This window comes from Ruegeria sp. HKCCSP351, assembly GCF_017872535.1.
GTDB lineage: Bacteria > Pseudomonadota > Alphaproteobacteria > Rhodobacterales > Rhodobacteraceae > Ruegeria.
Genome location: NZ_JAEDOV010000004.1, coordinates 248,326 through 270,970, shown reverse-complemented (window position 1 = coordinate 270,970; position 22,645 = coordinate 248,326). Strand labels below are relative to the sequence as shown.

Genomic DNA, 22,645 nt, shown 5'->3' with positions numbered 1-22,645 from the left:
GGGGCATCTATGCTTTCGATTGGTATCAAGGAGATATTTGCCGGTGTCCAAGAATCAAAGCCGTCTGGACTTGTTTATCGATCGTATGGTGTCACAACGCGCCTGCCTGGATCACGCGATTGCGCAAACGGCAGGCATGGCTGGCCCGGTGTTTGAACTGGGTCTGGGCAATGGGCGCACCTATCATCATCTTGTGCAGCATATCGATGGACGCCCTGTCTTTGTGTTCGAACGCGCGGTGGCTTCGCACCCCGATTCAACCCCGCCCGAAGATCGGGTGATCTTGGGAGATGTGCGCGAGACGCTGCCAGCGGCGGTCGACAGGTTTGGACCGACAACAAGTCTGATCCATGCAGATCTTGGGGGGCATAATCGCGAAAAGAACGACATCTTTGCACGGCTTGTTTCCCCGCTGATCGAGCCCTTGCTGGCACCGGGTGGACTAATGGTATCAAGCGACCGGATGTATTTCGAGCGGCTGGAGGAAATGCCGTTGCCCGAGGGTGCCGTCGAAGGGCGCTGTTTCATCTATCGGCGCTGACCAGAGAGCAGGGGCCCGCATGATATTCTACGATTGCTCGACGGCCCCAAACCCGCGCCGTGCCCGCATGTTCATCGCGGAAAAAGGGTTGAACATCGAAACGCACGAAATCTCGATTGCTGAGGGCGCGCAATTGAGCGCTGAGTTTCGTGCGGTGAACCCCCGGGCCACAATCCCGGTTCTGGTAACGGACGACGGCGCAGTCCTGACCGAAAATCTTGGCATTGCCGCGTATCTTGAAGCGCGTTTCCCCGAACCGCCCTTGATGGGTCGGACCGCTGATGAAAAAGGGTTGGTCCTGATGTGGAACGCAATTGCCGAGCAGCAGGGCGGTGCGCCCATCGCTGAGGCTTTGCGCAACAGCCATCCGGCATTCAAAGACCGTGCTATCCCCGGCACGGTTAATCATGCGCAGATCCCCAAACTGGCGCAGCGTGGGCGCGAACGGGTTGCGTCGTTTTTTGAACTGCTGGAGGCGCGGCTGAATCAAAGCGTGTATGTCGCGGGCGATGTATTTACTCTGGCGGACATATCGACTTTTGTATTTGTCGATTTCGCGCGCGTCATCAAGATGCGGATACCGGAAGGAAATACAAGAACGCAGGTCTGGTTTGAAATCGTGAAAGCCCGCCCAAGCGCGCAGCTTTAGGTTTTCAAAGCATGCGGCAGAGTTCTCGCATTCCGTACTGTACAGAATTGTCTAGACAGAACTGAACAGTGCCACTAGCGTCTACCCAGATTCTGTTCAGGGAGGTCGGGATGAAATCCCAATATCGCGTAGTGGTCATTGGAGGGGGCGTCGTTGGTGCCTCGGTTCTGTATCATCTGGCCAAATTCGGCTGGTCCGATGTGGTCATGCTTGAGAGGCGGCGGCTGGCATCGGGATCGTCATGGCACGCAGCGGGCGGCATCCATGCCCTGAACGCGGATCCGAACATGGCCTCGTTGCAGGCCTACACAATCGACCTGCTGAGTGAGATCGAAAAGGAATCGGGCCAGAACATCGGATTGCATATGACCGGTGGCCTGACTTTGGCCGGTACGCCTGAACGCTGGGAATGGTTGCAAGCCAATTACCGGATCTTCCAGTCCATCGGTATTGACGACTGCGAGTTGCTGACCCCGCAAGAGGCACAGAGACGCTGCCCGATCATGTCAACCGACGGTGTTTTGGGCGCGATGTGGGCAGATCGCGAAGGGTATATCGATACGACAGGCACAGTTCAGGCTTATGCGACTGCGGCCAGGAAACGTGGTGCCGAGTACTACGAGGAAACCAAGGTCGAAGAGCTGATCCAGACGGCAGATGGCTGGCAGGTGGTGACTGATAAGGGCACGATCACCTGTGAACATGTGGTCAACGCGGCCGGGCTCTGGGCCAAGCAGGTTGGGCGCATGGCAGGGGTAGAGCTGCCAGTCTCGCCGTTGAAGCATCACTATCTGATCACGGACACGGTGCCAGAAGTTGCGCAGGCGGATTTCGAGATGCCGATGACTGTCGACCTCGAAGGATTCACTTATATGCGGCAGGACCAGAAGGGTGTTCTGGTGGGAATCTACGAGGTCGATCATGAACACTGGGCGATGGATGGCGCGCCGTGGAACTATGGCGAGGAACTGTTTCAGGAACAGCTTGACCGGATCGAGAACGAACTGACGCTGGGCTTTGAGCGGTATCCGTCGATCCAGAATGTGGGCATCAAGACATGGGTCAATGGTGCGTTTACGTTCTCACCGGATGGTAACCCGCTGGTTGGTCCGGTTCCGGGCAAACGGGGATATTGGACGGCCTGTGCTGTGATGGCGGGCTTCCTGCAAGGTGGGGGTGTTGGCAAAACGCTGGCCGAATGGATGATCCATGGTGAGCCCGAGGCCGATGCCTGGCCGATGGATGTGGCGCGCTATGGTGATTTCGCACAGAACAAGCGGTATATCCGTGAAACCACTGGCCAGTTCTATTCGCGCCGCTTCGTGATGACCTATCCGAACGAGCAACTGCCTGCGGGTCGCCCGCTGAAGATGGCCCCGGCGCATGACGCGATGACCGAGGCCGGTTGCAAATGGGGTGTCAGCTGGGATCTGGAGGTGCCGCTGTATTTCGCACCCAAAGGGTTTGAGGAAACGCCAACGCTCAAACGTTCGAACGCGCACGACATCGTGGCCGCTGAATGCAGAACCATCCGCGAGGGCGTGGGCCTGATGGATATCACGGGCTTTTCCCGCTTTGAGGTTTTCGGTCCAAATGCTGAAGCATGGCTGGATAACGTTATGGCGTCCAAACTACCCGCCCCGGGTCGTGCCAAGCTGGCACCAATGCTGGGCGAGGACGGGCGGCTCAAAGGCGATCTGACCGTGTTGAACTGGGGCGACGGGACATGGTGGATCATGGGCAGCTATTACCTGCGCGCGTGGCATATGCGATGGTTCAACGATCATATGATGGAAGGGGTCACCGTCCGTGACTTGGGAGAGGAGTATTGCGGGTTCGCCGTGGTTGGACCGAAATCGCAGGTGGTGGTCGAGAAACTGGCCGAACAGGATATCTCGGGCCTGAAATTCATGGGCTGCGGTGATTTCGATATCGGCCTTGTCCGGGCGCGTGTTGCGCGCATGTCGGTGACCGGCGAAAAAGGGTATGAAATCAACTGCCGCTATGGCGATCACATCAAACTGCGCCGCATTTTGCTGGAAGCTGGTGCAGAAGAGGGAATCCGCGAGTGCGGTTTCAATGCGATGCTGTCAACGCGGCTTGAGAAGAGCTTTGGCATCTGGTCGGCAGAGTTCACGCAGGCTTACACACCCGGTATGACCGGCATGGATCGCTGGATCGACTGGGAAAAGGATTTCGTCGGCAAGGAGGCTGCTTTGGCCGAATGGGATGGCAATGGCCCGGCGCAGGTGCAGGTAACACTGGAAATCGATGCGTTGGACGCCGACGCCAGCGGGTATGAACCGGTCTGGGCCAGCGGCGAACGCGTGGGTTTTGTGACCTCAGGCGGTTATGGGCACCACATCGGCAAGTCGTTGGCGATGGCCTTGATTGACCGTGACAAGGTGGACCCGGGTACGGAACTGTCTGTCCATGTGGTGGGTGTGGAATGTCCGGCGCGGGTAATTGCACCGTCGCCTTACGACCCTCAGGGCAAAGCGATGCGGGGCTGATCATGACGGCTCCGGACCGACGACGCCGAAGGCGAGGGGGCGAGGCTGCCCCGCAGCCCAGCCGCGACGTGAACTATCGCCAGCTCAGGAACCCTTTCCCTTTGATGGAGGTGTTCCCGGCTGACCAGATCGCGAACATGCACGAGACAGCATTGCGTACGCTCGAGGAGTTGGGTGTAAAGACCTTGCTTCCCGAGGCACGCAAGCTGTTCAAGCAGGGTGGTGCGCGCATGGATGAAGACAGTGAAATGGTCTTTATCGGGCGCGAGATGGTTGAGGCTGCTGTTTCCTCGGCCCCCAAATCTATCGCTTGTCGCGCCGGTTCACGGCATCGGGATTTTACTCTGGAACTGGGATCGCTGGTTTTTCAACCAGGGGCAGGCGCACCGAACGCAACCGATCTGGAACGTGGCCGTCGCCCGGCGACGGGTCAGGATTATCTGGAGTTTCTGAAGCTCACTCATCATTTCGATGTGTTCCAGATGATCTCGCCTCAGGTTGAACCTCAGGACGTGCCGACACACTTGCGCCACTACTTCACGACACAGGCGCAGGTTGAACTGACGGACAAGTTCCCGTTCTTCTTCTCGCGCGGCACGCCGCAGGTCATGGATTGCTTTGAGATGCTGTCCATGGCGCGAGGTCTGTCGGATGATGAGTTCAGGGGCAATGCGCATTGCTACACGATCATTAACACAAACAGCCCGCGCACGTTGGACATTCCCATGGCGCAAGGGCTGATTGACTTTGCGCGCCACGGTCAGATGTCGATCATAACACCGTTCACTCTGATGGGGGCGATGGCGCCGATCACCGTGGCCGGGGCAATCACCCTGTCCCATGCCGAGGCGCTTGCTGCGCTAACTTTGACGCAGCTGGCCAGACCGGGCGCTCCGGTCTGTTATGGCACGTTCACCAGCAATGTGGACATGAAATCCGGCGCGCCGGCATTCGGGACGCCCTCACATTTTCAGGCGTCACTGGCCGCAGGCCAACTGGCGCGTTATCTGGGCCTGCCCTGGCGGTCGGCGGCAGGGTCGGCGTCAAACAGCAACGACGTGCAAGCGGCGAATGAAAACCAGTTTGGCCTTTGGGGCTGCCTGATGGCCGGGGCGACCGTGATCATTCATTCAGCGGGCTGGCTGGAAGGGGGATTGACCGTTTCCTTCGAAAAGCTGGTCTGTGATGCCGAGGTGCTGAACATGGTGGCCGAGCTTTGCGCGGGCGCGCAGGCGGGGTCCGCCGAAATTGGCTTTGATACCGCTTTAAGTGAGGTCGCGCCCGGTGGTCATTTCTTTGCTTGCCCCCAGACGATGGAGCGCTACACCACCGAGTTCTATCAACCGCATGTCCATGACTACGCCAATTTCGGCACATGGACCGAGCGTGGATCGACGGATGCCAACCACCGTGCAACGGGGGTTTGGAAGGGTATCCTGAACGATTTCAAGGCCCCCGCCATAGACAATGATCGATTTGGTGCCTTGCAGGACTTTATTGCACGCCGCACCGCAGAGGGCGGGGCGCCACCGGAGAGTTGAATGAACAACAAACCTATCCTTCACCGCGATGATCCCGAAGCCGAGCCCCTGATCGGCAATATCAAGGTGACCCGCGACGATTGGCTGAACGTGGCGATGGACGTGCTGATTTCGGACGGGGTGGACCAGATCAAGGTCCTGAACCTGGCCGAGCGGATGGCCGTGTCACGTTCATCCTTCTACTGGTACTTCAAGTCCAGACAGGAACTTTTGGATGCACTGCTGGCGCGGTGGCAGGCGACCAATACAGTTGCACTTGTAAAACAGGCCGAAGCGCCAGCCGAAACGATAACTGGCGCGGTCTGCAACGTACATCGTTGTGTGGTCAACACGGATTTGTTTGACACCGCATTGGACTTTGCCGTGCGCGACTGGGCGCGTAAATCGGGCAAAGTACGCCGTGCGCTGGATCAGTCTGACACTCGGCGGCTTGAAGCTTTGCACGCGATGTTCGCCAGATACGGCTATTCCGAAATCGAGTCCGAAACGCGTGCGCGCGTGCTGTATTACATGCAGATCGGATATGACCTTGCACAATTGAACGAACCCTTCGAGACGCGGATCTCGATGGTGCCGCATTACCTATACGCCTTTACGGGCGTCGAACCGAAACCCGAAGAAGTTGAAGAATTCAGCGCATATTCCCGGCGCTACTGGAAAGGAGACCCGACATGAGTCAACCAGACGCAATCATCATTGGCACAGGTGTGATCGGCGCGGCCATTGCGTTCGAAATGTCCAAGGCGGGCTGGAAAACCCTGTCTCTGGATCGTAACGCACTGGTTGGGCACGGTTCAACCGCCGGGTCCTGCGCGATAATCCGGATGCACTATTCCACCTTCGACGGAACGGCGTTTGCCTGGGAAGGCTATCATTACTGGCGCGACTGGGCTGACTATCTTGACCTGCCAGAGGGGGCCAATCTGGCTCAGTTCAGGGAAACCGGCTGCCTGGTTATGAAGACCGAGGCGAACGGGATGCTGGAAAAGCACATGCGCAATTCATCAGAACTGGATTGCCCGTTCGAAGAATGGTCGGGGGATAAAGTGGTTGAACGCCTGCCGGTTTATTCGCTGGACAGCTTTGCCCCGGCACGCCGTATGGATGACCCGGAATTCGGCCAGTCCAACGGGCGAAAGATGTCGGGTGGAGTGTACTGGCCTCAGGCGGGGTACGTCACCGACCCGGCCTTGTCGGCGCAAAACCTGATGGATGCTGCCAAACAGCACGGAGCTGAGGTTCGCACCAGTGCCGAAGTAACCGAGATCCTGACCGAGGATGGACGTGTTTCCGGTGTAAAACTTGCTTCAGGCGAAGAAATCCGCGCAAGGGTTGTCGTGAACGTGGCCGGGCCGGGCTCGGCTATCATCAATGGGATGGCAGGCGTTCTGGATGACATGACCATCAAAACCCGCCCCCTGCGGCAAGAGGTCGTGCATGTCCCTGCCCCGGAAGGGTTCGACTTTGAAAACGACGGAACCATCGTCTCGGACAGCGACATTGCCTGCTATTGCCGCCCGGAACACGGCAATCACATCCTTGTGGGATCTGAGGACCCGGAATGCGATCCGCATCAGTGGTGCGAAGACGATGTGAACTACAATCGTGAATTCACCAATCAATGGACCACGCAGGCCATGCGATATGCGCAGCGCGTGCCCTCCCTTGGCATCCCATCGAAAACGCGGGGTGTGGTCGACCTTTATGATGCCTCAACCGACTGGATTCCGATCTATGACAAATCCAGCCTGCCGGGGTTTTACATGGCCTGTGGGTCCAGCGGGAATCAGTATAAGAATGCGCCGATTGCAGGTAAGATGATGGCGGCACTGATCGCGTATTGCGAAGGCGGAGCGGATCACGACGCGGAACCGCTGCAATTCGAACTGCCTTATATCAAACGCACCATCGACGTGGGCTTTTACTCACGCAAGCGCCCGATCAATGAGGAAAGCAGTTTTTCGGTTCTGGGCTAATCGGGTTTTGGCATCGATCAAAGTCGAGCGGGGCAGGTTAACAGCTTGCCTCGTGCTATGACCGACACGATGTTCGGCGCATGACATCCGGGCGCGCCGCTGTCGGTTGTCTGCTGTTCAGAAGTTCTGGGTGTGATCGGTCGATCTTATCGGTGCAACGGGTGGTATATTCTGGCGGGCTACGCTGCTGCGAAAGTCACCCAGGCCCAGACCATCGCCACATAAGTCAGATTGTGCAGGCACTGGTCTAACCCAGCCGCACGCCAGAACGCGGCCTGTGTCGGCTCAAGCTGTTTCTTGTCTGAATAGCTTGCTTTCAAGAAATCGATATTGAAATGAATCACCCATTCAAGAAGTCCGACAATCAGGATGAACAATACCGGAGCGCCAAACACGGCAAACACGATGACAGAGCCCGCAACATGTACTGCTGCGTGCTGCGCGCGTCCCAGGTGAAAATACTCACCTCTGCCAGAGAGCATTTTCGGTGTCTGGAGGTAGTAGTCAGCGAACATATGCTTGACCTGAAAAAGGCAAAGCATAAGTAACACCGCGCCAATACTGGCAGTCAAAAGAACCCTCCCGATATCGCTCTGTACCAACTGTAGGCAATAACCCTGCCATGCGTAAATGAACTAGTTCACATAAGATCAAGAAAATTCTCAGGTGGGAAAAAAATTGCATATCGTGTCAGTATGGCAGTAAATTCAAACCGTTGAATCCGGGTGCGTGGCATCCGGGCCGCGTTATCAGCCAGCAGTAGGGGCAGGTTCCATAGAACGCACGATTTTCCGCTTTATCTGGAAATACTCAAAGCGCGACCAGCTAGTTCTGCTGGCTGTGACGGCAACGTTGTTTCCGTTGCTCTATCTTACGCTGGAATTGCCCAAGCGCATTATCAACGACGCAATCGGTTCGACAACTGCCGAAGTGGATGTCTGGGGTTATACACTTTCACAGACGAATTTCCTGATTATTTTGTGTTTTGCTTTCCTTGCTGCCGTGTTGGCGCACGGGCTGATGAAAATGCGCATCAACACCATGAAGGGTGTGCTGAGCGAACGCATGCTGCGGCGGTTCCGATATCAGCTGGTCAGCCGCGCGCTCCTTTTTCCGCAACCCTATTTCGAGCGGGTCAGCCAGGGCGAAATGGTTTCGATGATCACAGCCGAGAGTGAACCGATGGGTGGTCTGATGGGCGATGCGATCAGCCAACCGGTTCTGCAAGCCGGTCAGATGATCACCATCCTTTCTTTCCTGTTCTTGCAAAGCTTTTGGTTCGGACTGGCCGCAGTCGCCCTGATCCCGGTGCAGGCCTGGTTAATCCCAAAATTGCAACGTCAGATCAACCTGTTGAACAAGAAACGTATTCAGGAAGTACGGTCGTTGGCTGCCCAGATCGGAGAAAACGCGGCAGGGGCGTCCACCCTTCGCAGCAATGGCGGCTGGCGTTATCGCCGGGCTATGATCTCTGATCAGTTGGGGCGGCTTTTTGCGATCCGCTTTGATATTTACCAGAAGAAGTTCTTTATGAAATTCATAAACAACTTCATCTCGCAGCTGACACCATTCATGTTCTACCTGATCGGTGGCCTTCTGGTGTTGCAGGGCTCGGTTTCTTTGGGGGCGTTGGTTGCGGCGCTGGCGGCGTACAAGGATCTGAGCTCACCCTGGAAAGAGCTGCTGACCTATTACAACCAAACTCAGGACATGTCGTTGCGCTGGGATATCGTCGTTGACCGTTTCGATCCGGCCGGATTGAAGGACGAAACGCTGTTCGAGGGCGAACCAGCAGAGCGCCCCCACCTCAGCGGCGATATAGCGCTAAAGCACGTCTCGGTTCGCGACATGGACGGCAATCAGGTGCTGGATGATCTGAATCTGACTTTCCCCGGCGGCAAAACGATTGGTATCGCCGCACCCAGCGAAGAGGACCGGCGCGCCATGGGGGAGTTACTGACACGCGAGATTTTGCCCGCTGCCGGTACGGTTCAGGTTGGGGATCTGAACCTGGCAGACCTGCATCAGGGCGTTGTGGCCGCACGTATCGGGTATGCAACGTCCCGCCCGGTGATGTTTCAGGGAACGTTGGGTGACAACGTGATGATGCCGATGCGGTTCAAACCTTTGGCTGAATCCACAGATGACCCAGATTTTGCCGAGACCTTGCGGGCTGGAAACAGCATGGATCCGTTCAGGGCGGAATGGCTTGACCCGTCGCTGGCCGGGCTACAGGACGCGGTGGCGCTGCGTGACTGGTGGTTGCAACTGATTGATGGAATGGGGTCTGGGGCTGCCCTGTTCCGGCGTGGTGCTGAACAAAGCTTTGTTGCGACGGAGCACTGCGAACTGGCAAGGAAACTGGTCGAGCTTCGCCCGCTTGTGCGGAAGGCGGTCCAGGACGCGGGTCTTGAACAGCAAGCGCTCATCTTCGACCGGAATGTTTACAACCCGGCGCTGCCTGTTGCCGAGAACCTGCTTTTTGCGACGCCCCGCGTGCCGGTGACACAGGCCTTGCTTGCCCGGCAGAAGGTGTTCCTCATGCAGTTGCGAGAGCTGGGGCTGGATGAGACACTGATCGCCCTGACCCGTGACGTGATCGAGATGCTGCGCCAGATCTTCGGGCTCGACGGAACCGACCATCCGCTGTTCCGCAAGCTGGGTCTTGATGCAAAGACCTATGAGGCAGCCGTGGAGCTGGTTGAACAAACCCGCAAAGAGGGAACGTCAGGGCTGGATGACGAACAGCTGGCCAGTATGTTGGCTGTGCCTTTCGTCGTCTCGGCTGAACAGATTGGACCGGCTTTCACGGATGAGTTGAAGGACCGCATTCTGGAACTGAGGCAGAGTCATTCGGACAAGCTGTTGGAAAGCCTCAAGGACGCTTTTGTTCCGCTGGACCCGGAAGAGTTTGCACCCGGATTGACGGTCATGGAAAACGCGCTGTTCGGCAAGGTCAGCCAGATAGGTGGCGCGCGATCGGACGAGGCCCGCAAAGTCATTGTCGACGTGTTGGAGGAGAACGGTGCGCGCCCCTTGGTGGTCGAGCTGATTTATGACATTCCGGTTGCCTTGGGGGGGCAGGGCCTTCCGGCGGTCTTTGCCGAACCGCTGGCGTTTACCCGCGCGACAATCAAGAAGCCAGATATCCTGATCCTGGAGCAGGCATTGGCCAGTTACGACATGAAAACGCAGGTGTCGGTCTACAAGAAGCTGCGCGAGTTGTTGCCGGATGCCACGGTGTTCTACCTCAATGACCAGTTCGAAAACCCGGACGTATTCGACATGTTCGTGGAAATCCGGCAAGGTCGTGTCGTCTCGGACGGAGGACCGGTAGACGTGGGAAAGGACAGCGCATCTTCAGCAGACCTGGCGCGGAAACTTCGCGCGCTGGAGCAGACCCCCTTGTTTTCGGGGCTGGACCGGCGGCAATTGCGCCTTCTGGCTTTTGGCGCACAATGGTTCGATGCCAAGCCCGGTCAGGTGGTTTTCCTGAAAGATGATCAGCCGACCGATGGCGCTTATGTGGTACTGGAGGGAGAGGCAGGCCTTTACCTGCCACAGGAAGATGGCCCCGATCAATTGATAACCACCGTGGGGCCGGGCGCATTGGTGGGCGAACTTGGTCTGATCCGCAAAGAACCACGCGCGCTGAGTATGGTGGCCGAAACGGAACTGTCCTGCCTTCGGATCGGTGAGGAAGAGTTCCTGGCCGTTGTGGAAAACGATGCGGCAACCGCGTTCAAACTGATGCAGGTGATCGCCGGTTACGTGTCCAACTAGGCGTGATCAGCTGGTAGGCTCGCAAAACAGTTCGTACAGCAGACCGATCATCTGCGCTGCATTCCCATCGCGCAGCGAATAATAGATCGTTTTGCCATCCCTTCGGGTGGTGACAAACCCTTCTTCCCGCAAGCGGGCCAACATCTGGCTGACGGCGGCTTGCCGCAATTGCAGCAAGTCTTCAAGCTGGCCTACGGATTTCTCACCATTCCCAAGGTGACACAGGATCATCAGGCGCCCTTCATGCGCCAGTGTCTTGAGAAATGCCGCCGCGCGGGCTGCATTTTCTTTCATTTCTGATGGTGTGTCCGAGGTGTGTGCCTGAGGTTCGGTTTCTAGGAGTGTCACGTTCTGACCGTTGTACCATTAATCTTGGGTTAATATGCCTCAAACACGTCTGTGTTGTCACCCCTCGGTTGCAGGGGCACCGCCCTGAAAAGCATTGCCGTTCACATAATCGCAGGGCTCTTCCTGCATTTGCAGATGCAAGCCCCGACCTTCATACGGATGCGCGCGCGCCAGATCTTCGTCGATGTCGATCCCAAGGCCCGGACCGGTCGGAGCGATCACGAAGCCATTCTCTACCTGAATGGAGCCTTTGATAAGCTGATTATGGAACGGTGTTTCGATGGTTTCCAGCAACAGCAGGTTCGGGATCGACGCGGCCAGGTGGGCATTGGCGGCCCATTCGACCGGTCCTGCATAAAGATGTGGCGCCATCTGAGCATTGAATATCTCAGCTATGGCGGCGACTTTCTTCATCTCCCAGATTCCACCGGCTCGCCCCAGCGCCGGTTGCAGGATTTCCGCAGCCCCGGCGCGCAGAACGGCTCCGAACTCGGCCTTGGTTGTCATGCGTTCTCCGGTGGCGATGGGGATACGGACGTTGCGGGCGACACGGGCCATGTCCTCGATCATATCAGGTGGCGTGGGTTCTTCGAACCATAGGGGCTGGTATGGTTCCAGCGCCTGCCCCAGCCGGATGGCTCCAGCCGTGTTGAACTGACCGTGTGTGCCAAACAGCAGGTCGGCCTTGTCCCCCACCGCATCGCGAATTGCCTTACAAAAGGCGACGGACATGGAAATGTCACTCATCGCAGGCATGTGGCCGCCACGGATCGTATAGGGGCCTGCCGGGTCGAATTTCACAGCGGTATAGCCGCGCCGCACCATTTCAGCAGCGGTTTCGCCCGCTTGTTCGGGAGAGGTCCAGAAGTCGGTCAAATTGTGATGCGGCAAAGGGTAGAGGTACGTGTAGGCACGAATTCGTTCGTTCACCTTGCCGCCCAGCAGCGCATAAACCGGGCGGTCGCGATCCTTGCCAAGAATATCCCAACAGGCGATCTCCAACCCCGAGAATGCGCCCATTACCGTCAGGTCGGGGCGCTGCGTGAAACCGCTGGAATAGACGCGACGGAACATGAGCTCGATGTTTTCGGGGTTCTCGCCCAGCATGTGCCGTTCGAACACATCCCGGATGACGTGGCGCATCGCCTCGGGTCCGATGGACGAGGCATAGCATTCGCCCCAACCGGTGATGCCGGTATCTGTCGTCAGTTTGACCAATATCCAGTATCGCCCCCCCCAACCCGGAGCGGGTGGGGCAGTGACGATGATGTCGAGATCCTGCAGTTTCATCTCAGTTCCTCCGAGCCGGGGGATCAGGTTCTGTCGAACAGGATCACGTTGCGCTTGGCAGATCCGGTTTTGGTATCGGCAATGGCCTCGTTGATCTGGTCCAGCGACCAGCGGCCCGAGATCAACTCGTCCAGTTTCAACCGACCCTGCTCATAAAGGTCAATCATCCATGGGATGTCCCGCTGAATAACCACATCACCCATTTTCGAGCCGACAACACCCTGCCCCAGGGCTGCCAGAACAACCGGTTCATAGCTGGCCATGCCGCCCGAATGCGGCATTCCGATCATGATGGCCTTGCCGCCGCGGCCAAGATAGCGAGGGGCCTGATCATAGGCGGCGATTGCGCCGACCGTAATCAGAACCGCATCGGCCCCGCGCCCGCCAAGGGCTTTGAACGCTGCTTTCCAGGGCTCTTTCAGGCTGGCCAATACGCCATGGGTCGCGCCGAACTCCTTCGCGATTTCCAGTTTTTCTTCTGTCATGTCCACGGCCACGATCCGCCGTGCGCCTGCAATCCGTGCGCCCTGAATGGCGTTCAGGCCAACACCACCAGCGCCGATGACCACAACATCCTGACCCGGACGCAAATTGGCGGCGTTGACCGCAGCACCGACCCCGGTGATCACCCCGCAAGACAGAAGGCTGGCCAGGTCTTTGGGCAGGCTTTCGGGTATCCTGACGATCTGCCGATGGCTCACCACGACCTTTTCGGCAAAAGCGCCGCAGGCCATGGCCTGCTCCAGCGGTTCGCCCTCAGCCGTTTTCAGCGGGCCTTTGACGGTGTCGTACGAAGTTTCGCAATTTGTCGGGTGCCCTCCGGCACAGGTGGGGCAGGACCCGCACGCGCGGATCAGGGTCACAACCACGGGCTCGCCAATCCTGAAGTCCCCGGCGGCCTCTCCAACTGCGGAGATCACACCTGCGGCTTCGTGGCCGTAAACGGCGGGCAGGAAGCCTCCCCAGGCACCCTCGGCATAGGATATGTCTGAATGGCAGATGGCCACTGCATCCAGCGTCACTTCGACTTCGCCCGTGCCGGGGGGTGCTAGCTGAACCTCTTCGATAACCAGGGGTTCGCCGAATGCCCGGCAGACTGCGGCTTTGATTGTTTGCATAATTTCCCTCATTACCGTTGGCCCCACGGTGGCGTGGGAAAGCGTTGATCGCAAGGCAGAAACCGTCATGTGTGTGTCGTTGTTAAGCCACGACAGGCGGGGACCGGCGAAACAACACAAACCCGGCCAGCATCAGCGCCAGTGCCAGCAGGAACGGAGCACCCGGCAGGTACAGCGGTGTGTCGGTCCGAATGAATTGCGCAAATACGCTGGTCATGACCAGAGGCGAGATTACCATCGAAAGCGCGTGGAGTGCGGCCAACACGCCTTGCAACTCTCCTTGCTGCGAATCCGGTGTCGCTTTGGACATCATTGCCTGAAGTGCTGGTGTCGTGATTGCCCCGATTGCGGTGATTGGGATGAACAAAAGCGCAATGAACCCGTTGGTCAGAAAGGCCAAAATTGCGAAACTGAGGATCTCAAAACCCATCCCGTAGATGATGGCTCCCCGTTCTCCGCATAATCGGATTGCGGGACGGATCAGACCGCCCTGCACAACGGCCATGCCGATCCCATAGACGCCCAGTGACAGGCCGATCATCTGAGGGGACCAGCCGAACCGTTCGGTGGTGAAAAAGGACCAGATGGCGGGGTAGACGTAGATTGAGACCGAATACAGGAAGTAGACCCATAACAATGGTCGGATACCAGGAAGCGCAGCAATGGCGCGCAGCGAATTCACCGGGTTGGCGCGGCGCAAGTTGAAGGCGCGCCGGGTCTTGTCGGTTACGGTTTCTGGCATCACGAAACAGCCGATGACAAAGATCAGTGCCACCAACCCTGCCGCCGCCCAAAACGGGGCACGGGTTCCATATTCGCTGAGCAATCCGCCGATCACCGGGCCGAGGACAAAACCCACGCCAAAGGCAGCCCCCAACAGGCCAAAGTTTGCGGCCTTGTCCTTGGGATCGGAAATATCCGCCATGAACGCGGCGGCGGTGGAATGCGTGGCTGCGGTAATACCGCCGACAATACGACCGGCCAGCAACAGCCAGATACTGCCCGCCACGGCCATGACCATATAATCAAGCGCCATGACGAACAGCGACACCAGCAGCACGGTTCTGCGGCCATAGGCGTCGGACAGGTTTCCAAGGATTGGACCAAAGATGAATTGCATCGCCGCAAAAGCGGTACTCAGCACTCCGCCCCAGATTGCCGCATTGGCAAGCGAGCTGCCCTGCACATCAACAATCAGTTGCGGCATGATTGGCATCACCAGACCAATGCCCATTGCGTCGATCATGACGATGCTGAGTATGAAGAGTGATGGCAGGCGCATGGGACTCGGGCAGGTGATCTGTTCGTGGCACCCTAGGCACAGTCACCGAATGTGGAAAGACAGAGTTTTACGTACAATCTGCGGTATCACCCGAATTTGTTTGCCAATTCGGTAAGCAGTCCAGCCAGTTCCTGTGGATGCGAGAAAAACGGAGAATGCGAACTGTCGATGGTTCGTCGCAGCTCCTCGGGGATGAACGCGCACATGTCCGCCTGATATTCCGTGGGGATCGTTCGGTCATCCGTGGTGCGGATATAGGCCTTGGGTACTTCGTTGAAATTGGTGCTGACCGGCAGTGGTGTTTCCTGGGGGCGAATGGCCTGTGGGCACAAGCGTGCATAGGCAAAGGGCAGAATATCGTCCGGACAATCGTGATAGAATAGCTTGGGGATGGCGTCTACCGACACGGTGTAGGACAGACCGTCTGCGGATTTTTCCACTGCGTGTGCTATGGTTTGCCGTGGCCCGCGTCTGCGCATGTCTGCCAGCGAAAGCCCATCGTGAGGCACGTAGGCGCACAGAAAGATCAGAGCGCGCATGGCGTCCGGCCGAGCCTCGGCTGCGGCGCTGATCGGATAGCCGCCCCACGAGTGACCCACGACAATCGTATCGGGTGTGCAGGCGTTCAGAACGGCATCGCGGCAAGTGTCCAGTGTCACCTCGGACACCGGCGTTGGATCCGCCCCATGACTGGGCAAGTCTATGGCCCGGGCAGAGTGTCCCAAAGCCTCCAGCGCGGGGATCAGATCGCGCCAGCACCAGGCACCGTGGCAGGAGCCGTGGACCAACAGGAAAGACGCCATCGCTGTTCTCCTTCAGATATGCCCGATATCGATCAGAAACCGAGTTAGGATTGCTGCGTATTCTGCGGGTTTCTCGACACAGGGCAAATGGCCGGCCCTGCGGATCAGTTCGAATCGCGATCCGGGGATCAGGTTGACGGTTTCGCGCACCAGATCGGGCGGGGTCGAGCCGTCTGCGCTTCCGGCGATGCCAAGCGTGGGCAGGCGCAGGCCGCTTGTGGGTGTGTAGAAGTCGGTCCCGGCTATGGCGGCGCAACAGCCCAGATACCCGTCAAGCGGTTGGCTGACCATCATGTCGCGCCATGGCAGGTGGTCTTGCGCCGCGCAGAAATCACGGGAAAACCAGCGTTCCATCGTGGCGTCCGCTAGTGCTTCGATCCCACCGCGACGCACGGCGTCGATCCTATCCTGCCAAACTGCGGATGTGGCAATTTTGGCAGCGGTGTTCGACAGAACCAGCGCACGTATCTGATCCATACGTTTGACGGCCAGCCCCTGTGCAATCATGCCGCCAATGGACAGGCCGACAAAAACGCAGTCGCGAACCTTCAGGTGATCCAGCAGTGCCTCGGCATCACGAATGAGGGCGCCCATAGAATAAGGCGCCGGTGGAATCGAGGATTGCCCATGTCCGCGTTTGTCATACCGGATGATGCGCAACCCCTTGGGCAAGTGCGGTAACACGGCGTCCCACAGGTGCAGGTTTGTTCCCAATGAGTTGGCAAAAACCAGTGGCGCGCCATCCGCCGCACCATCGACACGATAATTCAGTTTCACGTCGCCCAGATCAGCGATCATCATGACTCAGGTCCTTGCAGCCCCGGCGTTCCAGGTGCAACTTGCACAGGTTTGGGGTGCCTGTCAGGTCAGGAATTCCAACGCCCTGGCAAAAATATCCGGATCGACATTACCACCCGAAGTGACCACGATCACGTCGTCGCCCTCGATCTCGTCACCCCGGAACAGGGCCGAGGCCAATGCAACTGCGCCGCCGGGCTCCAGCACGATCTTGAGGCGCAGGAAAGCAAGTGCCATAGCGCGCAGGGCCTCGTCTTCGGTCACCGAAATACCGGGCCCGCAAAAACGGTTTAGGATGGGAAAGGTGATGTCGCCGGGTTGCGGTGTCAGGATGGCATCGCAAATATTGCCTGATGCCGCGTTGTTGTTCTGAATCCGTCCCGTCGCCAGTGACCGTTTGACGTCATCAAACCCTTCCGGTTCGCACGGGCGTACCCTTAGGTCGGGGGCGTGTTTTTCAAGCGCCAGCGCAATGCCAGAGGTGAGGCCGCCACCACCGCAACAGACCAGAACATCCGCCTGAGAAACCCCAAGTTCCGCTGCCTGTCTGGCGATTTCCAAGCCGGTGGTACCTTGCCCGGCAATCACCTGAGGCTCGTCATATGGCCGGATCAGGGTCAGCCCGCGTTCGGCGGCGATGGTTTCCCCGATCTCTTCGCGGCTTTCGTTTGCGCGGTCGTAAAGAACGACCTCACCCCCAAGCGCACGGGTATTTTCGATTTTCAGGTGCGGCGCGTCCGACGGCATGACAATGACCGAAGCAATACCGTGATTCGACGCCGCCATCGCAACGCCCTGCGCGTGGTTGCCCGAGGAATAGGCAATCACGCCGCGCTGGCGTGTGTCTTCGTCCAGCGCGGATATGGCAGACCAAGCCCCCCGAAACTTGAAACTGCCCGTATGTTGCAGGCATTCCGGCTTGACCCAAATCCGGCGCCCGGCGATCGCGTCAAGAAATGGCGACGACAGAATTGGTGTCTCGCGGACATGTCCCTTAAGCCGTTTGGCCGCGGCTTCGATCATTTCAATTGTGCTCATGCAGCGTTCTTCAATACCTTTTTGATGACATCCAGAGATTGAGGCTCATTCAAGAACGGAACATGCCCGCGATCCGGCACTTCGGCCGAGATCAGACCGGGATGCCGCCGGTGCATCTCAGCCAGTGTTTCTGCGCTCAGAACGTCCGAGTTCGCGCCCCTGATCGCGCCGCAGGGAATGTTGCGCAGCGCTTCAAAATACAACCAGTAATCGGGTATGGCACCGCTCGCGGCCTGTTCCAGAAGCGCTTTGCGCAGGGCCGGGTCATAGCGCAGCGCTAGGCCGTCCCCCTGTTGTTCGTATTGAATTTCGGCCTGTTTGCGCCAAATTTCCAGCGGAACTTTCGGGAATTGCGGCTCCATCACATGTTTCAGGACAACAGCAGCTTCGTCATAGGTTTTCGCGGTGGGTTGTGCGCCCACATAGGCCATGATCTTGGCGATGCCTGACGTCTCGATGACCGGCCCCACATCGTTTAGGATCACACCGGCCAAACGTTCGGGGTGGCTTGCCGCCAATGCTATGGCAATCAGCCCGCCCCGCGAAGTGCCAAGAATGACCGCTTTTTCGATGCCCAGAACATCCAGCAGTTCAATCGCGTCATGGGATTCACGAAAGACGTTGTAGTTCATGAAATCGGGGTCGTAGTCCGAGCGACCGCGCCCCCTGTAATCCATCGTTATCATGCGCAGTTCAGTGGCATGTGTTGCGAAATACGAGAAATCCCGGCTGTTTCTGGTCAATCCGGCCAGACACAAAAGCGGCGTGCCCGATCCATGGTCTTCGAAATAGATGCGCCTGCCGTCCGAAGTCGTAAAGTCTGACATCAAAGACCAGCCAGCTTGGGAATGGTGGTCAAGTCAGACAGTACATGCGCTGGCGTCCACGGTAGCCGGTCCATTGGTTCCCCAATCCGATTGACCCAGGCGGTGACAAAACCATAACCGCTGGCCCCTGCAGCATCCCAGCCGTTTGAACTGACGAACAAGACTTCGTCGCGGGCACAGTCAAACCTGTTCTGAACCAGATCATAAACACGGGAATGGGGTTTGAAGACCCCAACGCTTTCGACCGACAGCACGTCATCAAGCACATCGCCGATCCCGGCGGATTGAACAGCGCCGTCCAGCATGGGTGGTGATCCGTTGGACAGGATGGCAGTCCGCATCCCACCACCCTTGAGGGCTTTCAGCATCGCAGGAACTTCGGGATAGGCCTGCAACTCCCAATAAAGGTCCAGCAGGCGTTGGCGCAGTTCAGGGTTGCCCTGAAGGCCGGCAGCTTCCAGCGCCCAGTCCAACCCGTCCTGCGTGACATCCCAGAAATCCGCATGGGCATCAGCCACAGCACGCAGCCATGTGTATTGCAATTGCTTCAGGCGCCAATGCCCCGCGACTTCGGGCCATTTGTCTTTCAGGGCTTCGAACCCCGGCTCGCCTGCCGCCTGCCGGGCGGCGGCCGCCACGTCAAACAGCGTTCCGTAGGCGTCGAACACGCAGGTCGTGATTGCCATATGACCCTCCTCTGATTGCGCGCAGGTTGGCACAACGCGAAAGGGGGGGGAAGGGCCAAGGGTTTACAACTTTGTGTCAATCTCTAGGGTTGGCCGCTTAACCCCTAAAAACGGCCGGAGACCACTATGACCGAAATCAAGCAAGGCGACACGGTTCGCATCCATTACACAGGGACATTGTTGGATGGCAAAGTCTTTGACAGCTCGGATGGGCGTGATCCGTTGGAGTTCGTGGTTGGATCGGGCCAGATCATTCCCGGTCTGGACAGTGCCATGCCCGGTTTGTCCGCAGGTGACAAAAAACGGGTCGAGATTGCCTGTACCGACGCCTACGGCCCGATCAATCCTGCGATGCGTCAGGAAATCCCACGTGAGGGTATTCCCGAGGATATTCCGCTGGATCCGGGCACTCAACTGCAGATGCAGACACCAGACGGTCAGGCCGTACCTGTGACAGTTGTGGACGCCAACGAAGCGACTGTGACCCTGGATGGGAATCATCCGTTGGCCGGTCAGGATCTGGTGTTTGAGATTGAAGTCGTCTCGATCAATTGAGACATAGTTCGGGTTGGAACGCCTGCCCGGACTTCAGCCGATCAAAGCTTCGACAGCTTCACGTACCTGTGGCTGGGTGAAAAAGACAAACACCAGCAGCAATGATGTCAGCCCGAGCAGCAGCACTCTGGCCCGCTGGCTGAGGAAGCCGGATTTCTTCCGGCTTTGCACTGATCGTGCGTTGTTTGCAATGATTTGATCTAGCTTGCTCATATCGAAGTCCTGCCGCCCAAAGATGGTGAAATCTTGGCGGCGGCAGGGAAAGATATGGTCACATGAAATCGGGCTGCGGCATGCCCAGAACGTGGAAACCCCCATCAACGCGGATGATTTCGCCGGACGTGCAGGCTCCCGCATCAGATGTCAGGTAAACTGCGGTTCCGCCAACAGCTTCCAGTGTGGCATTCGAACGCATCGGCGCATTCTGATCGCAGAACTTATATGTCCTGCGCGCACCGCCAATGGCCGCACCGGCAAGGGTTTTCATTGGCCCCGGTGAGATTGCGTTCACGCGAATACCATCCGGGCCAAGGTCATTGGCCAGATAACGGGTCGCCGATTCCAGCGCAGCCTTGGCAACACCCATGACGTTGTAGTTCGGTACTACGCGGTTTGATCCCTGATAAGTCAGCGTCAGCAGCGAGCCCCCATTGTCCTTCATCATCGGATAGGCGCGGCGTGCTACCTCGATGAAAGAATAGGCCGACACGTCCATCGAGTGTTTGAAGTTGGCCCGCGTGGTATTCAGAAACCGACCTGTTAGCTCGGACTTGTCCGAATACGCAATAGCATGAACAACAAAGTCGATGGTGGGCCAACGCTTGGCCAGCTCACCAAAGGCGCGATCCAGTGACTCGTCGTCGGTCACATCAGCATCCACCATGAAATCGCTGCCCAAGCTTTGAGCGAGAGGTTCCAGCCGCTTGCCGAACGCCTCGCCCTGATAGGTGAAGGCCAGTTCTGCACCCGCCTCGTGCATGGCCTTGGCAATGCCCCACGCGATTGAGCGGTCATTGGCCACGCCCATGATCAGGCCGCGCTTACCTTTGAGAAGATCCGACATCACATTCACCCGTTATACTTAGACAGAATCATGGACCCGTTGGTGCCGCCAAAGCCGAAGCTGTTGGTCATGACACTGTCCAGTCCTGCGTTTTCAACCACTTCAGTTGCAATTTCACCGGGCAGGATGCCTTGGGCGAGTGTGTCGACATTGATCGACGGCGTAATGAAATCATTGTCCAGCATGAGCAGGCAGAAGATCGCCTCTAGCGCTCCTGCCGCGCCTTGCGCGTGGCCAGTCATTGATTTGGTCGAGGAAATCGGTGGCACGTTACCTTCACCGAAGATTCGGCGCACAGCCTCTACTTCACCCACGTCACCGACAGGTGTCGAGGTCCCATGTGCGTTGATATAGCCAACTTTGCGACGTTCGGGCAGTGTGTCCAGCGCCAGCCGCATTGCGCGCTCGCCGCCTTCACCCGAAGGGGCCACCATGTCGTGGCCATCCGAGGTAGCAGCATAGCCGGTGACTTCTGCATAAATCTTTGCGCCGCGGGCCAGAGCGTGCTCCAACTCCTCCAGAACGAGGATGCCGCCGCCACCGGAAATCACAAACCCGTCACGGTTTTCGTCAAACGCGCGCGAGGCTTTCTCGGGAGCGTCGTTATATTTTGACGACATCGCGCCCATTGCATCGAACAGGCACGAAAGTGTCCAGTCCAGTTCCTCGCCGCCGCCAGCGAACATGACGTCCTGCTTGCCCAGCATGATCTGTTCGGCCGCGTTGCCGATGCAATGCAGCGAGGTCGAGCAGGCCGAGGTGATCGAATAGTTGATACCCTTGATCTTGAATGCGGTCGCCAGGTTTGCCGAGATTGTCGAGCACATGCATTTCGGCACAGCGAACGGACCGATCCGCTTGGTCGCGCCTGTCTTCAGAACGGTCTGATGCGCCGTCAGCATCGCGCTTGTCGACGGGCCGCCAGAGCCCGCAACCAGTCCGGTGCGGGGATTAACGATCTGGTCTTCGGTCAGCCCGGAATCGGCAATCGCCTGGCTCATGGCGATATGTGCATAGGCGGCCCCGGGACCCATGAAGCGCAGGGTGCGTTTGTCTACGTGTTCAGCCACGTCAATCTTGAGCGTTCCCGCGATCTGACTGCGAAACCCATGTTCCGCCATCTGTTCGCTGGCTTCGATCCCGGATTTACCTGCTTTGAGCGAGGCCAGAACCTCTTGGGCATTATTCCCGATCGAAGACACTACCCCCAGACCGGTGACGACTACTCGACGCATGTGCGCACTCCTTATTTCGGGTCGGTCAGGCTCAGGCCTCGGACAGAACGACCTTCATATCTTTGACATCATAGATCATCTCGCCATCGGCTTCGACGATTCCATCTGCCACACCCATGGTCAGGCGACGGGTCTGAATCGCCTTTTTGAAATCGATTTTATACGTTAGCATCTTGCGGTCGGGACGAACCATACCGGTCAGTTTCACTTCGCCCACGCCGACGGCCATGCCGCGCCCTTGCCAGCCACGCCAACCCAGGTTGAAACCGGTCAGCTGCCATAGACCGTCAAGGCCCAGGCAACCCGGCATAATCGGGTTACCGGGAAAATGGCAGTCAAAGAACCAAAGGTCAGGGGTGATATCGAATTCGGCCAGCACATGTCCTTTGCCATGCAGGCCACCATCATCCGAGATGTCGGTGATCCGGTCCATCATCAGCATTGGCGGGGCGGGCAATTGTGCATTGCCGGGGCCAAATAATTCGCCGCGGGCGCATTTCAGCAGATCGTCTTTGTCAAAACTGCTTGGGAACTGGGCCATTCTTGCCGCCTCTCCTGCCGTGGGTCCGTTCGTTATATCTGGCCTCGTCTAGCACCCG

22 protein-coding genes are annotated in these 22,645 nt (G+C 57.9%); 8 read left to right on the top strand and 14 right to left on the bottom strand.

Annotation, left to right across the window (positions count from 1 at the left end; all coding sequences use genetic code 11):
• The first annotated feature begins 85 nt into the window (after nt 1-85).
• The 6 genes from I9182_RS10935 to I9182_RS10910 all read left to right on the top strand — a co-directional run bounded on the left by I9182_RS10935 (nt 86) and on the right by I9182_RS10910 (nt 7,220).
• Complete coding sequence (locus I9182_RS10935; RefSeq protein WP_245220535.1) at nt 86-541, top strand: class I SAM-dependent methyltransferase; 456 nt, start codon at nt 86-88, stop codon at nt 539-541.
• A 19-nt stretch (nt 542-560) separates the two neighbouring features.
• The gene (locus I9182_RS10930; RefSeq protein WP_209598241.1) at nt 561-1,190 is read left to right on the top strand and encodes a glutathione S-transferase; all 630 of its coding nucleotides are present in this window, start codon (nt 561-563) and stop codon (nt 1,188-1,190) included.
• Nucleotides 1,191-1,300: 110 nt separating this feature from the next.
• Nucleotides 1,301-3,703, top strand: coding sequence for an FAD-dependent oxidoreductase (locus I9182_RS10925; RefSeq protein WP_209598240.1), 2,403 nt, complete (start codon nt 1,301-1,303; stop codon nt 3,701-3,703).
• A gap of 2 nt (nt 3,704-3,705) precedes the next feature.
• Entirely contained in the window at nt 3,706-5,244 is a 1,539-nt protein-coding gene (locus I9182_RS10920; protein ID WP_209505342.1) for a trimethylamine methyltransferase family protein, read from the top strand.
• The gene (locus tag I9182_RS10915) at nt 5,245-5,919 is read left to right on the top strand and encodes a TetR/AcrR family transcriptional regulator (RefSeq protein WP_209505343.1); all 675 of its coding nucleotides are present in this window, start codon (nt 5,245-5,247) and stop codon (nt 5,917-5,919) included. It begins immediately after the preceding gene.
• Nucleotides 5,916-7,220: an FAD-dependent oxidoreductase gene (locus I9182_RS10910; RefSeq protein WP_209598239.1), complete on the top strand. Its 1,305-nt coding sequence runs from the start codon at nt 5,916-5,918 to the stop codon at nt 7,218-7,220. Before I9182_RS10915 ends, I9182_RS10910 begins: the two co-directional genes overlap by 4 nt.
• A 179-nt stretch (nt 7,221-7,399) precedes the next feature.
• Here I9182_RS10910 and I9182_RS10905 read toward each other — a convergent pair whose 3' ends face one another.
• Nucleotides 7,400-7,792 (bottom strand): DUF3307 domain-containing protein, encoded by a 393-nt coding sequence (locus I9182_RS10905; RefSeq protein WP_209598238.1) that lies wholly within the window; start codon nt 7,790-7,792, stop codon nt 7,400-7,402.
• 157 nt (nt 7,793-7,949) lie between these two features.
• Between I9182_RS10905 and I9182_RS10900 the strand changes: the two genes are divergently transcribed.
• The gene (locus tag I9182_RS10900) at nt 7,950-11,003 is read left to right on the top strand and encodes a cyclic nucleotide-binding domain-containing protein (protein WP_348540397.1); all 3,054 of its coding nucleotides are present in this window, start codon (nt 7,950-7,952) and stop codon (nt 11,001-11,003) included.
• Between the two features lie 6 nt (nt 11,004-11,009).
• Here the strand turns inward: I9182_RS10900 and I9182_RS10895 are convergent, their stop codons facing one another.
• From I9182_RS10895 to I9182_RS10855, 9 genes are all read right to left on the bottom strand, one after another.
• Complete coding sequence (locus tag I9182_RS10895) at nt 11,010-11,297, bottom strand: metalloregulator ArsR/SmtB family transcription factor (RefSeq protein WP_209505346.1); 288 nt, start codon at nt 11,295-11,297, stop codon at nt 11,010-11,012.
• 111 nt (nt 11,298-11,408) lie between these two features.
• On the bottom strand, nt 11,409-12,641 hold the full coding sequence (locus I9182_RS10890; RefSeq protein ID WP_209598237.1) for a mandelate racemase/muconate lactonizing enzyme family protein: 1,233 nt from the start codon (nt 12,639-12,641) through the stop codon (nt 11,409-11,411).
• 23 nt (nt 12,642-12,664) lie between these two features.
• Complete coding sequence (locus tag I9182_RS10885) at nt 12,665-13,759, bottom strand: Zn-dependent alcohol dehydrogenase (RefSeq protein ID WP_209598236.1); 1,095 nt, start codon at nt 13,757-13,759, stop codon at nt 12,665-12,667.
• An 82-nt stretch (nt 13,760-13,841) separates the two neighbouring features.
• The gene (locus I9182_RS10880) at nt 13,842-15,041 is read right to left on the bottom strand and encodes a TCR/Tet family MFS transporter (protein ID WP_209598235.1); all 1,200 of its coding nucleotides are present in this window, start codon (nt 15,039-15,041) and stop codon (nt 13,842-13,844) included.
• Nucleotides 15,042-15,127: 86 nt separating this feature from the next.
• Entirely contained in the window at nt 15,128-15,844 is a 717-nt protein-coding gene (locus I9182_RS10875) for an alpha/beta fold hydrolase (RefSeq protein ID WP_209598234.1), read from the bottom strand.
• A gap of 12 nt (nt 15,845-15,856) precedes the next feature.
• The gene (gene pcaD / locus I9182_RS10870; RefSeq protein ID WP_209598233.1) at nt 15,857-16,645 is read right to left on the bottom strand and encodes a 3-oxoadipate enol-lactonase; all 789 of its coding nucleotides are present in this window, start codon (nt 16,643-16,645) and stop codon (nt 15,857-15,859) included.
• Between the two features lie 60 nt (nt 16,646-16,705).
• A complete protein-coding gene (locus I9182_RS10865; protein ID WP_209598232.1) occupies nt 16,706-17,680 on the bottom strand; it encodes a threonine/serine dehydratase in 975 nt (324 codons plus the stop codon).
• Entirely contained in the window at nt 17,677-18,507 is an 831-nt protein-coding gene (locus I9182_RS10860; RefSeq protein ID WP_209598231.1) for an alpha/beta hydrolase, read from the bottom strand. Before I9182_RS10860 ends, I9182_RS10865 begins: the two co-directional genes overlap by 4 nt.
• Nucleotides 18,507-19,193 (bottom strand): haloacid dehalogenase type II, encoded by a 687-nt coding sequence (locus tag I9182_RS10855; RefSeq protein WP_209598230.1) that lies wholly within the window; start codon nt 19,191-19,193, stop codon nt 18,507-18,509. The genes I9182_RS10860 and I9182_RS10855 overlap by 1 nt, the downstream gene beginning before the upstream one ends.
• A 126-nt stretch (nt 19,194-19,319) precedes the next feature.
• Here I9182_RS10855 and I9182_RS10850 point away from each other — a divergent pair, with 126 nt between their 5' ends.
• Nucleotides 19,320-19,748, top strand: a complete 429-nt coding sequence (locus tag I9182_RS10850) for a peptidylprolyl isomerase (RefSeq protein ID WP_209505363.1) — start codon at nt 19,320-19,322, stop codon at nt 19,746-19,748.
• 33 nt (nt 19,749-19,781) lie between these two features.
• On the opposite strand, the gene I9182_RS10845 is transcribed toward I9182_RS10850, so the two are convergent.
• Genes I9182_RS10845 through fabA form a run of 4 tightly spaced genes read right to left on the bottom strand, consistent with a single transcriptional unit; the run spans nt 19,782 to nt 22,587 of the window.
• Entirely contained in the window at nt 19,782-19,961 is a 180-nt protein-coding gene (locus I9182_RS10845; RefSeq protein ID WP_209505365.1) for a hypothetical protein, read from the bottom strand.
• A gap of 58 nt (nt 19,962-20,019) precedes the next feature.
• Entirely contained in the window at nt 20,020-20,811 is a 792-nt protein-coding gene (locus I9182_RS10840; RefSeq protein ID WP_209505367.1) for an enoyl-ACP reductase, read from the bottom strand.
• Nucleotides 20,812-20,816: 5 nt separating this feature from the next.
• Nucleotides 20,817-22,046 (bottom strand): beta-ketoacyl-ACP synthase I, encoded by a 1,230-nt coding sequence (fabB, locus tag I9182_RS10835; protein ID WP_209598229.1) that lies wholly within the window; start codon nt 22,044-22,046, stop codon nt 20,817-20,819.
• A 31-nt stretch (nt 22,047-22,077) separates the two neighbouring features.
• Nucleotides 22,078-22,587: a bifunctional 3-hydroxydecanoyl-ACP dehydratase/trans-2-decenoyl-ACP isomerase gene (fabA, locus tag I9182_RS10830; protein WP_209598228.1), complete on the bottom strand. Its 510-nt coding sequence runs from the start codon at nt 22,585-22,587 to the stop codon at nt 22,078-22,080.
• Nucleotides 22,588-22,645: the final 58 nt, after the last annotated feature.

What these genes read in the sequence shown, in the direction of transcription:
- I9182_RS10935 (WP_245220535.1), top strand. Translation starts at nt 86, where the DNA reads ATGGTGTCACAACGCGCCTGCCTGGATCACGCGATTGCGCAAACGGCA.
- I9182_RS10930 (WP_209598241.1), top strand. Translation starts at nt 561, where the DNA reads ATGATATTCTACGATTGCTCGACGGCCCCAAACCCGCGCCGTGCCCGC.
- I9182_RS10925 (WP_209598240.1), top strand. Translation starts at nt 1,301, where the DNA reads ATGAAATCCCAATATCGCGTAGTGGTCATTGGAGGGGGCGTCGTTGGT.
- I9182_RS10920 (WP_209505342.1), top strand. Translation starts at nt 3,706, where the DNA reads ATGACGGCTCCGGACCGACGACGCCGAAGGCGAGGGGGCGAGGCTGCC.
- I9182_RS10915 (WP_209505343.1), top strand. Translation starts at nt 5,245, where the DNA reads ATGAACAACAAACCTATCCTTCACCGCGATGATCCCGAAGCCGAGCCC.
- I9182_RS10910 (WP_209598239.1), top strand. Translation starts at nt 5,916, where the DNA reads ATGAGTCAACCAGACGCAATCATCATTGGCACAGGTGTGATCGGCGCG.
- I9182_RS10895 (WP_209505346.1), bottom strand. Translation starts at nt 11,297, where the DNA reads ATGAAAGAAAATGCAGCCCGCGCGGCGGCATTTCTCAAGACACTGGCG.
- I9182_RS10890 (WP_209598237.1), bottom strand. Translation starts at nt 12,641, where the DNA reads ATGAAACTGCAGGATCTCGACATCATCGTCACTGCCCCACCCGCTCCG.
- I9182_RS10885 (WP_209598236.1), bottom strand. Translation starts at nt 13,759, where the DNA reads ATGCAAACAATCAAAGCCGCAGTCTGCCGGGCATTCGGCGAACCCCTG.
- I9182_RS10880 (WP_209598235.1), bottom strand. Translation starts at nt 15,041, where the DNA reads ATGCGCCTGCCATCACTCTTCATACTCAGCATCGTCATGATCGACGCA.
- I9182_RS10875 (WP_209598234.1), bottom strand. Translation starts at nt 15,844, where the DNA reads ATGGCGTCTTTCCTGTTGGTCCACGGCTCCTGCCACGGTGCCTGGTGC.
- pcaD (WP_209598233.1), bottom strand. Translation starts at nt 16,645, where the DNA reads ATGATGATCGCTGATCTGGGCGACGTGAAACTGAATTATCGTGTCGAT.
- I9182_RS10865 (WP_209598232.1), bottom strand. Translation starts at nt 17,680, where the DNA reads ATGAGCACAATTGAAATGATCGAAGCCGCGGCCAAACGGCTTAAGGGA.
- I9182_RS10860 (WP_209598231.1), bottom strand. Translation starts at nt 18,507, where the DNA reads ATGTCAGACTTTACGACTTCGGACGGCAGGCGCATCTATTTCGAAGAC.
- I9182_RS10855 (WP_209598230.1), bottom strand. Translation starts at nt 19,193, where the DNA reads ATGGCAATCACGACCTGCGTGTTCGACGCCTACGGAACGCTGTTTGAC.
- I9182_RS10850 (WP_209505363.1), top strand. Translation starts at nt 19,320, where the DNA reads ATGACCGAAATCAAGCAAGGCGACACGGTTCGCATCCATTACACAGGG.
- I9182_RS10845 (WP_209505365.1), bottom strand. Translation starts at nt 19,961, where the DNA reads ATGAGCAAGCTAGATCAAATCATTGCAAACAACGCACGATCAGTGCAA.
- I9182_RS10840 (WP_209505367.1), bottom strand. Translation starts at nt 20,811, where the DNA reads ATGTCGGATCTTCTCAAAGGTAAGCGCGGCCTGATCATGGGCGTGGCC.
- fabB (WP_209598229.1), bottom strand. Translation starts at nt 22,046, where the DNA reads ATGCGTCGAGTAGTCGTCACCGGTCTGGGGGTAGTGTCTTCGATCGGG.
- fabA (WP_209598228.1), bottom strand. Translation starts at nt 22,587, where the DNA reads ATGGCCCAGTTCCCAAGCAGTTTTGACAAAGACGATCTGCTGAAATGC.